Source organism: Nitratireductor sp. StC3 (assembly GCF_003015025.1).
GTDB lineage: Bacteria > Pseudomonadota > Alphaproteobacteria > Rhizobiales > Rhizobiaceae > Mangrovimarina > Mangrovimarina alexandrii.
On the sequence record NZ_PYBP01000008.1, the window covers coordinates 43,544 to 55,843 of the forward strand.

Here is a 12,300-nt window from a genome sequence, read left to right on the forward strand (position 1 = left end):
GCCGATTTGAGGCGCATCTCGGCTCAGGCTTCGGGACTGCCCCGCCCCAAAGGGCCCGGCTTGGGTAGCCCTTTTTGGTCGAGGCAGGACAAGCGCCTTAGCGCGGTTCATCCTCGCTCTCCAGGCGCAGTTCCAGCGGACGGCCGCTGAGCTTGGCGAGCTGCTGAAGCCGCCCCTCCGGCCGTTCGCCCATCAAGGCGCCGTGCGACCTGGGGATTTCGAGCGCCAGGCCATCCTTGCCGTTGGCCACCCAGCGCAGTTTGGGAATGACGCCGGGCATCGAGGCCGAGAGCAGGTAGACGACGCGCAGCAACCCGCCCAGCATCCGCGCGCGCTCCAATAGGCGCGGCGTGGCCAGAGCGCGCATTTCGGGCGCGGCAGCGTCGTTGAACAAACCTTCGTGCCGGTAGAGATTGGCCAGCGCGATATAGGCACGCCCCGGGTGGCTGACCCCGATGAAGGAGCCGTGGGCAATGATGTTGAGCGATTGGGTCCCGCGATAGTCGGGATGGGCCCGCCAGCCGATATCGGCCAGTAGGCAGGCCGCGCGTCGGTAGCGCGCCTCCTCCTCGGTTTCCTCGAGCCCGAAAGCCGCAAACGCCGTGCCGGTCCAGTCGGCGAGTTCTCGGGCATGGGTGACGGAACGGGCGCGCAGCACGGCCAGTTCCTCGGCCGCCGAAAGAAGCGGGTCGGAGCGGCGCGCGTTTTCGCCGAGCAGCGAATAAAGATAGCCTTCGCGCACGCCGAGGCCGGAAATGACGATCTTGCCGGGTTTCATCACCCGGATGATTTCCTGAAGCACGGCCGCGCCGTAAGGCAGAAGCGCGCGACGGTTTTTCGAGATGTGCTGGATGCCCTTCATCTTGTCGATGTCACCGCGCGCGACGCGCTTGAGAAAGGCGGCGGAGCCGTCGACATCCATCTCGTAATTGTGCATCACGTGCAGCGGATAGTCCGTCACGTGCATGTGCAGCCGGGCGAGATTTCGCCAGGTGCCGCCGACACAGTAGAAATTCCGCCCCTCCCCGCCCTTCAGCAATGTCGCCCGCGCGATCTCGCGCCGCGCGATGCGTGCCGCAGCGGCGACGGAGCCCTTGGACATGTCCTGCAGGCGCAACCCACCGAGCGGCAGTGTGATGCCGTCGCCGATCGTGTCGCGTCTGACGTCGACAAGTTCGAGGCTGCCACCGCCCAGGTCGCCGGCAATGCCGTCGGCCTGATAGAAGCTCGAAATGATGCCGAGCGCGGAAAAATGCGCTTCCTCACGGCCGCTCAGGACCTGGATGGGCACGCCGAGAATGGTTTCGGCGCGTTCGATGAAATCGGCGCCGTTTTCGGCCTCGCGCGCCGCCGCGGTGGCGATGACGTGAAGTGCTTCCGCACCGGCCTGCTCAGACAGCGCACGAAAACGGCGCAGTTCGTCGACCGCGCGCCGGACCGCGTCGCTGTCGAGACGGCCGGTCGACACGATCGCCTTGCCGAGCCCGGCCAGCATCTTTTCGTTGAACAAAACGGTCGGGGCCCGGGCGATGCCCTCGTAGACGACCAAGCGGATCGAGTTGGAGCCAATATCGATGACCGAAAGCGGATGGCGGTCCTGAAGCCGCCCCTGGGATGTCACGATCATCAGGAAGGGGCTTGCCTGGCCTTCTTGCGCCGACCATGCTGGACGATGCGTTTCGGGGCATTCGATTTCAGCGCGTCTCCGCGCCCGGACAGGCTTGGATTGGTCATGAAATATTCCTGAGCATTGAAGGGCTCTTCCCCGTCTTCCGGCGCCATGCGGCGCGACGTTCCGTCCGGCAATATTTCGAAACTCTGCTGGTTGTCCATGATATTTCCCAGCATGATCTGGTCGAGCACCTGTTCATGCACAGTTGGGTTGGTGATCGGCACCAGCGCCTCGACGCGCCGATCGAGATTGCGCGGCATCAGATCGGCGGACGAGAAATACAGCACCGCCTCGTCGGAAGGCAGGCCGTGGCCGTTGCCGAAGCAGAAGATGCGGCTGTGCTCGAGAAAGCGCCCGACGATCGACTTGACACGGATATTGTCCGACAAGCCGGCGACCTGCGGCCGCAGGCAGCAGATGCCGCGAATAACCAAGTCGATCTCGACGCCGACCTGGCTGGCACCGTAAAGCGCGTCGATGATCGCGGGGTCGACCAGCGCGTTCATCTTCATCCATATCTGGCCGGGCCGGCCGGCGCGCGCATGCGCGACCTCGTCGGTGATGTGGTGCAGGATGCGCTCGCGCAGCGTGAAGGGCGAGATCGCCAACCGCATCTCGCGATCCGGCTCGGCATAGCCGGTGATGAAATTGAACACCTGCGCCACGTCGCGCGCGATCTCGGGATCGCAGGTGAAATAGGACAAATCTGTGTAGATGCGTGCGGTGATGGGGTGATAATTGCCCGTGCCCAGATGCACGTAATTGCGCAGTTTCTGGTCCTCGCGCCGCACGACCAGCGACATCTTGGCGTGGGTCTTCAACTCCAGAAAACCGAAGACGACCTGCACGCCGGCGCGCTCGAGGTCGCGCGCCCAGCGTATATTGGCCTCCTCGTCGAAGCGTGCCTTGAGCTCGACCAGCGCGGTGACGGACTTGCCGGCCTCCGCCGCGTCGATCAGGGCGCGCACGATCGGGCTGTCGTTGGACGTGCGATAAAGCGTCTGCTTGATGGCCACAACCTCGGGATCCTGCGCGGCCTGGCGCAGAAACTGAACGACCACGTCGAAGGATTCGTAGGGGTGGTGGACGATGATGTCCTTTTCGCGAATGGCGGCCAGGCAATCGCCGCCATGATCGCGAATACGCTCGGGAAAACGCGGATTGTAGGGCGGAAATTTCAGATCGTCGCGCGGCACCGAGACGATCTCCGAAATCTGGCTCAGCGCCAGCGGCCCCTCCAACACGCTGATGCGGCCAGGCAGGACGCCGAGTTCGCCGGCGACGAAATCGCGTAGCGCAGCCGGCATCTCGCGTTCGAATTCGATGCGGATCACGGAGCCGCGCCGGCGCCGCTTGAGCGCGGTCTCAAACAGCCGCACCAGATCCTCGGCCTCCTCCTCAACCTCGATATCGCTGTCGCGAATGATGCGGAACGTGCCCGACCCCGTGACCTTGTAGCCCGGAAACAGCTGGTCGATGAACAGGCCCACGACCTGTTCGAGCGTGATGAAACGCACGTCGGGACGCTCCGCCGGCAGGCGAATGAAACGCTTCAGCGCCACCGGCAGGCGCAACAGCGCCGTCATCTCCGCGCCGTCCTTGCGCCGCGACAACTGCAAGGCGATCGAAAAACCCAGATTGGGAATGAAGGGGAACGGGTGGGCCGGATCGATCGACAGCGGGGTGAGCACCGGAAAGATCGATTCGAGGAAATGTTCCTCCAGCACGGCCTTTTCCGCCGGCGACAGCGCGGCACCGCGCACGACCTCGATATTCTCCGTCTCCAGGAGCTCCATCAGCGTTGCGAGCGACTGGCGCTGGTCGTTCTGGAGACGCTCGACCTCGCGCAACACCTGCTCGAGCTGCTGCTCGGGCGTGCGCCCGTCGGGACTGCGCAACGCAATGCCCTCACGGACCTGGCCGGCGAGCCCAGCGACCCGGACCATGAAGAACTCGTCGAGATTGGCGGCCGAGATCGACAAAAACCGCACCCGCTCGAGCAGCGCGTGCCGCGGGTTCTGGGCCTCGTCGAGCACCCGGCGGTTGAACTGCAACCAGGAAAACTCGCGATTGACGAACCGCTCGGGCGTGTCCTCGCCCAGCTCGGCGACGGTCGAGACGTCCTGCTGGAATTCGCTGTGGACGGGCTTTAGTTCGTTCATCACCGCACTCAATTCGATTTCATGTTGCACGGGCGGCGATTCATTGCCAGTTTTCCGGCGCGCCGCCGGCGTGCGCGCGCCGGACGCCAGCCTTGCAAATACGCCGAATATGATACAAAGGCGAGGCGCGTGTCACGCGCAGCGGAAAGATCCTTGAGGAGCAGACAGATGGCCGGCCATTCCATCCCGCACTTCCAGAACGACGCCGGGCATGCGGCAGTCGAGATCGGCGTGAAGGAATTCATGTGCGTCGGCGCGTCGGATCCCTTCGATCATCCGCATGTCTTTCTCGACATGGGCGACGAGGACGAACTGGTCTGCCCGTACTGCTCGACGCTCTATCGCTTCAACGCCGCGCTGAACGCGGAAGACACCAGCCCGGCAGGCTGTTTCTACCGCCCGCAGGCGGCGTGAGCACGAGGCGGTCTTCCCCGTGAAGACCTCCCCGCCATCGCTTCAGGTGCTCGTGGCCGGCGGCGGCATTGCCGGCCTGACGGCAGCGATTGCCTTTGCAAAGCGCGGCTATTCGGTGCGGCTTTTCGAGCGGGCACCAGGTTTCGCCGAGATCGGCGCCGGACTGCAGCTTTCGCCCAACGCGACACGGCTTCTGCGCCGCCTCGGCGTGCTCGACCGGCTTCTGCCGGCCGCCGTCAGGCCACAGGCCGTCGTGTTGCGCGATGCGCGCGGGCTCGTGGAGCTTGGCCGCGTCCCGCTCGGACAGGCCGCCGAGCGGCGCTGGGGCGCGCCCTATCTGACCGTCCATCGCGCCGACCTGCAAAGCGCGCTTCTGGCGCGCGCCGAGCAGGATCCCAACATCACCATCACGACTGGGGCGGCCGTACGCGACGCCGCCTTTCATGCACACGGCATCACGCTGTCGGTCGACCGCAACGGCGCGATCGACGAAGCCAGCGGCGGATTGCTGCTTGCGAGCGACGGCGTGTGGTCGACGCTGCGCGGGATCGCGCTCGACGGCATGGACGATTCCTTCACCGGGCTCATCGCCTGGCGCACGACTCTGCGGCGCGGCTCGGGCACGGGCTTTGCCGATCGGCTGATCGGCGCGAACGTGGTAACGGCCTTCCTGCATCCGCAGTTTCACATCGTGGCCTATCCGATCCGCGCCGGAGCAGCGGTCAATCTCGTGGCGGTGACGAAAGGCGACGCGCAAAGCCTCAGCTGGGCGGCCGGCACCGATTCCACCGTCTTGAGAAATGCCGTGAGCGGGGCAGCGAAACCGCTTTTTGAACTCGTGGAAAATGCGGGAAGCTGGACGAGTTGGCCGCTGCACGTCGTCGACGCCAAGGGACCGTGGACCCGCCCGGAAGGCGTCGCGCTGATCGGCGATGCCGCGCACGCCATGACCCCGTTCGCCGCACAGGGCGCGGCAATGGCGATCGAGGACGCCGAGGTGCTGGCCGGCATCGTCGCGCGCCATGAAGACGACATCCCGCTGGCCCTGCAAATTTACGAAACCGAGCGCCGGCCGCGGGTGCTGCGCGTCGAGCAACGCGGTGCGCTCAACCGGTTTGCCTGGAACGCATCCGGGCCGGTGGCGCTGGTGCGCAATTTCGTGCTCAAACGACGCTCCGGCACGCGCCTGGCCGCCGACCTCGACTGGCTCTACGGCCAGGACGTCACGCAGTCCTCGGGCTGAGCCGGACCGGTGGGGAGCGGCCGGCGTCCCCGCGCACCATCAGATCCGGCCAATCAATGCAGGATCTGGCTCAGGAACAGTTTCGTGCGCTCGTGCTGGGGGTTGTCGAAAAACTTGTCGGGCGTGTTCTGCTCGACGATCTGGCCCTGATCCATGAAAATAACCCGGTTGGCGACCTCGCGCGCGAACCCCATCTCGTGCGTGACGCAGATCATGGTCATGCCCTCCTCGGCGAGGCCGACCATCGTGTCCAGCACTTCCTTGATCATTTCCGGATCGAGCGCCGAAGTCGGTTCGTCGAACAACATGATGCGCGGGTTCATGCACAGCGAGCGCGCGATCGCCACGCGCTGCTGCTGGCCGCCGGAAAGCTGTCCGGGATATTTGTCGGCCTGCTCGGGGATCTTGACTCGCTCCAGGAAATGCATGGCCGTCGCCTCGGCCTCCTTTTTCGGGGTTTTGCGCACCCAAATCGGCGCCAGCGTGCAGTTCTCCAGAATGGTGAGGTGCGGGAACAGGTTAAAATGCTGAAACACCATGCCGACCTCGCGGCGGACCTCGTCGATCTTCTTCAGATCGTTGGTAAGCTCGATGCCGTCGACGACGATCTTGCCCTTCTGGTGCTCCTCGAGGCGGTTGATGCAGCGGATCATCGTCGACTTGCCCGAACCGGACGGGCCGCAGACCACGATGCGCTCGCCGCGCATGACCTTGAGATTGATGTCCTTGAGCACATGGAACTCGCCGTACCATTTGTGCATGCCGACGATCTCGATCGCCACGTCCGTGTCGGACACCTGCATTTTGGACCTGTCGACGGCGATCTCCTCGGCGCCGACAGCATTTTCGCTAGCCATCGAGTTTCCCCTTTTTTGTCATTCGTGGCCGTGGATCTCGGTTATCGTTTGTGACCCGTGTCGAGAAGCCTTTCCATGAAGATCGAGTAGCGCGACATGCCGAAACAGAAGCACCAAAAGACGAAACCCGCGAAAACAAGTCCCGTCATCGGTGTCTGCGGCGAAGCCCAGGTGGCATCCGAAAAGTTCTGTCGCACGGCGCCCAGAAGATCGAACATGCCGATAATGTAGACCAGGCTTGTATCCTTGAAGAGCCCGATAAAGGTGTTGACGATGCCGGGAATGACCAGCTTGAGCGCCTGCGGCAAAACGATCAGGCCCATTTTCTGCCAATAGCCGAGGCCGAGCGAATCCGCCCCCTCGTACTGGCCCTTGGGGATCGCCTGCAGGCCGCCGCGCACCACTTCGGCCATATAGGCCGACGCAAACAGGGCCACACCGATCAACGCACGCAGGAATTTGTCGAAGGTGACGCCGGCCGGCAGGAAGAGCGGCAGCATGACGCTGGCCATGAACAGTACCGTGACCAGCGGCACGCCGCGCACGGTCTCGATGAAGATGACGCAGATCATCTTGACCACCGGCATGTGCGACCGCCGGCCGAGCGCGAGCACGATGCCGAGCGGCAGCGAGACGGCGATACCGACAAAGGACAGCACCAGCGTGACCATCAGACCGCCCCACAGCGGCGTTTCGACATAGTCCAGGCCGAACCAGCCGCCGACCAGAAGGAAAAAGGCGACGACCGGAAACACGACGAAAAGCAGGGCCGCGTTGAGCGCCTTGTGCGGCACGCGGGGAATGAGCAGCGGCACGATCAAGAGCACGAACATGAGGCCGGTCAGGGCAACGCGCCAGCGCTCGTCGAGCGGATAGCGCCCGTATAGGAATTGCTGGAACTTGGCCCCGACAAACGCCCAGCAGGCGCCCGACCACCCATCGGGCTGGATGCCGCCCTGGGCCACGGTGGCGCAGAAGGAGCGGTCGCTGCCCGTCCATTGCGCGTCGACGAAGGCCCAGTTCAAAAGCGGCGGCAACGAATAGGCGATAAACAGCAGCGCCAGAACCGTCAGCACGCCGTCGAACGGGGTTGCGAACAGGTTCTTGCGCAGCCAGTGGCCGAACCCCTTCTCGCCTCTCGGCGCCGGCTGGTTGGCGACGAGTTCGGCGCGCACGAAGGAAAGGTCGTGTTCCTGCATGTTACCGCTCCACCAGCGCCATACGGGCGTTGAACCAGTTCATGAATACCGAGGTGGCAAGACTGAGCCCGAGATAGACGACCATCCAGATGGCGACGACCTCGATCGCCTGGCCGGTCTGGTTGAGGATCGTGCCGCCGATGGCGACCAGATCGGGATAGCCGATCGCGATCGCCAGCGACGAATTCTTGGTCAGGTTCAGATATTGGCTGGTCAGCGGCGGAATGATGATGCGCAAAGCCTGCGGGATGATGACGAGGCGCAATGTCGTTCCCGACCGCAGCCCCAAGGCATAGGACGCTTCGGTCTGGCCCTTGCTGATGCCGAGAATGCCCGCGCGCACGATCTCGGCGATGAAGGAGGCGGTGTAGAAGGACAGGGCGAGATAGAGCGCCAGGAATTCGGGCTTCACCGAAATGCCACCGACCAGATTGAAGGTCGACAATTGCGGAAACTCGAAGCTGAGCGGGAAGCCGGTCAGCGCGAATGCCAAAAGAGGCAGGCCGACAAGCAATGCGAGCGAGGTCCATAAAACCGGAAATTGCTGGCCGGTCGCCATCTGGCGCGCGACTGCGCGCCGCCTGACGAAAAAGATCATGGCGAGCGCCACCACCAAGGCCAGGGCGATCAGCCAGGCGCCTTCGCCCCAGACCGGCCGGGGGAAGAAAAAGCCGCGACTGTTGAGATAGGAGCCGAAGGGCAGGCCGATCGAATCGCGTGGCAGCGGCAGCACGGACAGGACGCCGAAATACCAGAAGAAGATCACCAGCAGCGGCGGGATATTGCGGAACACCTCGACATAGACCGTGCAGATCTTGCGCACCAGCCAGTTGCGCGACAGGCGTCCGACACCGATCAGGAAGCCGATCAGCGAGGCGGTGAAGATGCCGAGAACGGCAACGACGAGGGTGTTCAACAGGCCGACGACGAGCGCGCGGCCATAGGTGGAATCCGAATCGTAGGCAATCAGGCTGGTGGCGACGTCAAAGCCGCTGCGCCCGCTCAGAAAACCGAACCCGGAGGAAATGTTGGAACGCTGGAGATTCTCGATCGTGTTGCCCACGATCCAGTAGACGAACGCGAACAACCCTACGAAGACGAGGACCTGAAAGACGATCCCGCGAACCTTCGGGTCATAAAGCAACGAGGCCTTCGCTACGCCGTCGTCGCGGACAGTGTCCTGACTGGCCATCTGATCCCTCCCGACCCTGATAGCCGGGAGGCACGTGGGAGCGCCTCCCGGTGGTCCAGGAAAAGATCAGCGGATCGGGGGAGCGTAGAGGATGCCACCCTTGGTCCAGAGCTGATTCAGGCCACGGGCGATCTTGAGCGGGCTGTCCTGGCCGATATTGCGCTCGAAGCTCTCGCCGTAATTGCCGACCGCCTTGATGACGTTGACGACCCATTCCTTGTCGAGACCGAGATCGGCCGCGAGCGTGGAATCCGGCTCCATGCCCAACACGCGCTTGATCTCGGGATTGTCGGATCCCTTCATCTCGTCAACGTTGGTCTGGGTGATGCCGAGTTCCTCGGCGATGATCATCGCGTTCAGCGTCCACTTGACGATGTCGAACCATTGGTCGTCGCCCTGGCGCACGACCGGGCCGAGCGGCTCCTTGGAGATGATCTCGGGAAGCACCACGTGATCGTCGGGCGCCGACAAGGTCAGCCGGATCGAATACAGGCCCGACTGATCGGTGGTGTAGACGTCGCAGCGGCCCGAATCGTAGGCGGCGTTGACCTCCTCGAGCTTTTCGAACACGACGGGATTGTATTCCATCTTGTTGGCACGGAAATAGTCGGAGAGATTGAGCTCCGTCGTGGTGCCGGTCTGCACGCAGACCGAAGCGCCGGAAAGCTGCAGCGCGGAATTGACGCCGGGCAGTTTCTTGGCGTTGATCATGAAACCCTGGCCGTCATAATAGTTGACGCCGGCAAAGTTGAAGCCGAGCGAGGTGTCGCGGCTGAGCGTCCAGGTGGTATTGCGCGACAGCATGTCGATCTCGCCGGACTGCAGCGCGGTGAAGCGTTCCTTCGCCGTGGTGGGCGTGTACTTCACCTTGGTCGCATCGCCGAAAACGGCCGCGGCGACCGCCTTGCAGATATCGACGTCAAAGCCCGACCATTCGCCCTGGTCGTTGGGGGCGGCGAAACCGGCAAGACCGGTATTGACGCCGCACTGGACGAAGCCCTTGGACTTCACGTCGTCGAGCGTGGCGGCGGATGCTGCGGATGCGGCGAGCCCGAGAACCGCCGCGCCAAATACGCCGGTCAGAAGTTTGGCTGTCATAATGGAACCCTTTTCTGTTTTCCCGGGGTCTCGATCCCCGTTGTTTTTCCCTCTCGGAAGCTGAGCATTTCGCCCGGAACCCACCCGGACCAACGCCGTGTCGACGGACGTTGTTCTGCACCTCCCGCTCACCGGCGCATCGAAGGCCATTCTGACCTTTTGGTCAAGGGTGAATGGCAGGATTAGAAACCGTTGGAGGGTCTGCGAAGCGGTTTTTGGCTCAACCGGGGTCCTACAACTCATCCGCGAAACGGCGAGCCGGCACGAACCGGGCGCGACCACAGGCTCCTGAACGCCTTGCGGAAACGCGGACGGGGCCAAAAACGCCCCGGCGGCAGGCGAAACACGATGCCGCGCAAGGCCAGCCAGCGCGCCAGGAACAGCGTGTAAAGCGTTCCCACCAGGAAGCCGGCGACGACGTCGGTCGGGTAGTGAGCGGCCACACCGATGCGCATCGAAGCCAGGATCAGCCCGAGCGGCAAAATCGCGACGGCGGCGCGCGGAAACCACAGCAGCAAAACCATGGTCAAGACGCCGGCCACCTGGGCGTGGCCGGACGGAAAGGAGGCGAAATCGTAACCGGGCGAAAACGGATCGAAATGGGCCGGACCGAGCGTGTCGAGGAATTTCGGCCGGGCACGGCCGACGATCAGTTTGACCAGATTCGTAAAGAGGCCGGAGACCGCGATGGCCAGGAACACGAAACCTGCCTGGCCCGACAGTTTCGCCCAGACCGGCTTCCATTTCCGTTCGGCCCGGCGCCAATCCACCACCCCGGCCAGCAAAAATACCGCCAGCGCGACGACGAGATAGACCGTCGACTTGGCGACGTCGGTGAACCTGGCGCTGAGATCGACGAAGACCGGGCTGGTGCTGCGGACATAGTCGATTAGGGTCGAATCCAAAAAATGCAGCAGGAAGATGGCGTAGACGCCGACGACCGCGACAAGCGTCATGCGGTTGGACCAGGCCGAGGCCCCGTCCTGCCTGAGCGGCGGCGCCCAGAACCGGTCATGCGCCTCGCGCAGATAGGCCCAATACGCACCTGCACCTCGTGTCATCCGGATTCTTTTTCCTTTTTGCCGATTTCGCGCAACGCGGTTCCTGTCCGCGCGGCCAGCCATGCACCAAACGGCGCCGGCCTGACAAGCCTTGGCGGCGTCGGGAAGGCCAGCGCGGGGCAATCCTTGGTTCAGCCGGCCTGCGATATTGCCTCACGCCCGCGCCGCGACTAAGGCTTGCACGGTCGCAACCCATGCGAGGACCGATGAACACCAAGACGCCGACGCCGGGGATCAACACCCTCCTGACACATTGCGGGAACGATCCGCGCGACTTTTTCGGATTCGTCAACCCGCCCGTCGTACATGCCTCGACGGTGCTTTTCCCCGACGCCGCGACCATGGCCGCGCGCGATCAGAAATACACCTACGGCACGCGCGGCACGCCGACCAGCGATGCGCTGGCCGAGGCGATCGACGCGCTCGAGGGCTCCGCCGGCACGATCGTCGTACCCTCCGGCCTGGCGGCGGTGACGGTGCCTCTCCTCACCTTCCTGTCGGCCGGGGATCATGTGCTGATCGTTGATTCCGTCTACCATCCGACCCGCAATTTCGCCGATACGATGCTCACCCGGCTCGGCGTCGAGGTGCAATATTACGCGCCGGAGATCGGCGCGGGCATCGCCTCGCTGATGAAGTCCAACACGCGCGTGGTGTTCACCGAGGCGCCGGGGTCCAACACGTTCGAGATGCAGGACATTCCCGCGATCGCCAAGGCGGCCAAGCAATGGGGTGCTGTGGTGATGATGGACAACACCTGGGCGACGCCGGTCTATTTTCGCCCGCTCGAGCACGGCGTCGACATTTCGATCCATGCCGCGACCAAATATCCCGCCGGCCATTCCGACGTGCTCTTGGGCACCGTGTCGGCCAATGCCGAACACTGGCCCAAGCTGCTTGCGACCCATCACACGCTCGGCGCCTGCGCCGGCCCCGACGACGTCTACCAGGTGCTGCGCGGCCTGCGCACGATGGGCGTGCGGCTCGAACGCCACCAGCAGAGCGCGCTCGAACTCGCGCACTGGCTGGAAGGCCGCGACGGCGTTGCCCGGGTGCTGCATCCCGGTCTCGAAAGCCATCCCGGCCACGCGATTTGGAAACGCGACTTTTCCGGTGCGAGCGGGATTTTCTCGATCGTGCTCGATGGCGGCGGCACGGAAAAGGCGCATGCCTTTCTCGACGCGCTGACCCTATTCGGGCTCGGCTATTCCTGGGGCGGCTACGAAAGCCTCGCCGTGCATGTCTGGCTCGGCGACCGCACGGTGGCCAAGAAAGACTATGGCGGCCCGCTGATCCGGCTGCAGATCGGGCTCGAGGACGTCGCCGACATCAAGGCCGACCTCCAGCGCGGGCTGGCGGCGGCCGGATCGGGCTGAACGGCGGACGCCGTAACCAGAGCTTG

Annotated in this window: 10 protein-coding genes; 3 read left to right on the top strand and 7 right to left on the bottom strand. The window is 63.9% G+C overall.

Annotated elements, in window-relative coordinates; all coding sequences use genetic code 11:
• Positions 1-97: 97 nt before the first annotated feature.
• Both ppx and C7T96_RS16370 read right to left on the bottom strand, forming a co-directional pair.
• The gene (gene ppx / locus C7T96_RS16365; RefSeq protein ID WP_106572325.1) at positions 98-1,627 is read right to left on the bottom strand and encodes an exopolyphosphatase; all 1,530 of its coding nucleotides are present in this window, start codon (positions 1,625-1,627) and stop codon (positions 98-100) included.
• The gene (locus tag C7T96_RS16370; RefSeq protein ID WP_106572326.1) at positions 1,627-3,834 is read right to left on the bottom strand and encodes an RNA degradosome polyphosphate kinase; all 2,208 of its coding nucleotides are present in this window, start codon (positions 3,832-3,834) and stop codon (positions 1,627-1,629) included. Before C7T96_RS16370 ends, ppx begins: the two co-directional genes overlap by 1 nt.
• Positions 3,835-4,002: 168 nt before the next feature.
• Between C7T96_RS16370 and C7T96_RS16375 the strand changes: the two genes are divergently transcribed.
• Together C7T96_RS16375 and C7T96_RS16380 are read left to right on the top strand one after the other, a co-directional pair.
• On the top strand, positions 4,003-4,248 hold the full coding sequence (locus C7T96_RS16375) for a zinc-finger domain-containing protein (RefSeq protein WP_106572327.1): 246 nt from the start codon (positions 4,003-4,005) through the stop codon (positions 4,246-4,248).
• Between the two features lie 19 nt (positions 4,249-4,267).
• Positions 4,268-5,491 (top strand): FAD-dependent monooxygenase, encoded by a 1,224-nt coding sequence (locus tag C7T96_RS16380; RefSeq protein WP_106572328.1) that lies wholly within the window; start codon positions 4,268-4,270, stop codon positions 5,489-5,491.
• A 53-nt stretch (positions 5,492-5,544) separates the two neighbouring features.
• On the opposite strand, the gene C7T96_RS16385 is transcribed toward C7T96_RS16380, so the two are convergent.
• The 5 genes from C7T96_RS16385 to C7T96_RS16405 all read right to left on the bottom strand — a co-directional run bounded on the left by C7T96_RS16385 (position 5,545) and on the right by C7T96_RS16405 (position 10,898).
• The gene (locus C7T96_RS16385) at positions 5,545-6,348 is read right to left on the bottom strand and encodes an amino acid ABC transporter ATP-binding protein (protein ID WP_106572329.1); all 804 of its coding nucleotides are present in this window, start codon (positions 6,346-6,348) and stop codon (positions 5,545-5,547) included.
• 41 nt (positions 6,349-6,389) lie between these two features.
• On the bottom strand, positions 6,390-7,547 hold the full coding sequence (locus C7T96_RS16390) for an amino acid ABC transporter permease (RefSeq protein ID WP_106572330.1): 1,158 nt from the start codon (positions 7,545-7,547) through the stop codon (positions 6,390-6,392).
• Between the two features lies 1 nt (position 7,548).
• Positions 7,549-8,739: an amino acid ABC transporter permease gene (locus tag C7T96_RS16395; protein WP_106572331.1), complete on the bottom strand. Its 1,191-nt coding sequence runs from the start codon at positions 8,737-8,739 to the stop codon at positions 7,549-7,551.
• Positions 8,740-8,805: 66 nt separating this feature from the next.
• Entirely contained in the window at positions 8,806-9,837 is a 1,032-nt protein-coding gene (locus C7T96_RS16400) for an amino acid ABC transporter substrate-binding protein (RefSeq protein ID WP_106572332.1), read from the bottom strand.
• 239 nt (positions 9,838-10,076) lie between these two features.
• Entirely contained in the window at positions 10,077-10,898 is an 822-nt protein-coding gene (locus C7T96_RS16405; protein WP_158264399.1) for a phosphatase PAP2 family protein, read from the bottom strand.
• Positions 10,899-11,104: 206 nt separating this feature from the next.
• On the opposite strand from C7T96_RS16405, the gene C7T96_RS16410 reads away from it, so the two are divergent.
• Positions 11,105-12,274, top strand: a complete 1,170-nt coding sequence (locus C7T96_RS16410) for a cystathionine beta-lyase (protein WP_199190499.1) — start codon at positions 11,105-11,107, stop codon at positions 12,272-12,274.
• Positions 12,275-12,300 lie beyond the last annotated feature (26 nt).

Coding starts and splice junctions, on each gene's coding strand:
- ppx (WP_106572325.1), bottom strand. CDS start 1,627: ATGATCGTGACATCCCAGGGGCGGCTTCAGGACCGCCATCCGCTTTCG.
- C7T96_RS16390 (WP_106572330.1), bottom strand. CDS start 7,547: ATGCAGGAACACGACCTTTCCTTCGTGCGCGCCGAACTCGTCGCCAAC.
- C7T96_RS16370 (WP_106572326.1), bottom strand. CDS start 3,834: ATGAACGAACTAAAGCCCGTCCACAGCGAATTCCAGCAGGACGTCTCG.
- C7T96_RS16375 (WP_106572327.1), top strand. CDS start 4,003: ATGGCCGGCCATTCCATCCCGCACTTCCAGAACGACGCCGGGCATGCG.
- C7T96_RS16400 (WP_106572332.1), bottom strand. CDS start 9,837: ATGACAGCCAAACTTCTGACCGGCGTATTTGGCGCGGCGGTTCTCGGG.
- C7T96_RS16385 (WP_106572329.1), bottom strand. CDS start 6,348: ATGGCTAGCGAAAATGCTGTCGGCGCCGAGGAGATCGCCGTCGACAGG.
- C7T96_RS16395 (WP_106572331.1), bottom strand. CDS start 8,739: ATGGCCAGTCAGGACACTGTCCGCGACGACGGCGTAGCGAAGGCCTCG.
- C7T96_RS16405 (WP_158264399.1), bottom strand. CDS start 10,898: ATGACACGAGGTGCAGGTGCGTATTGGGCCTATCTGCGCGAGGCGCAT.
- C7T96_RS16410 (WP_199190499.1), top strand. CDS start 11,105: ATGAACACCAAGACGCCGACGCCGGGGATCAACACCCTCCTGACACAT.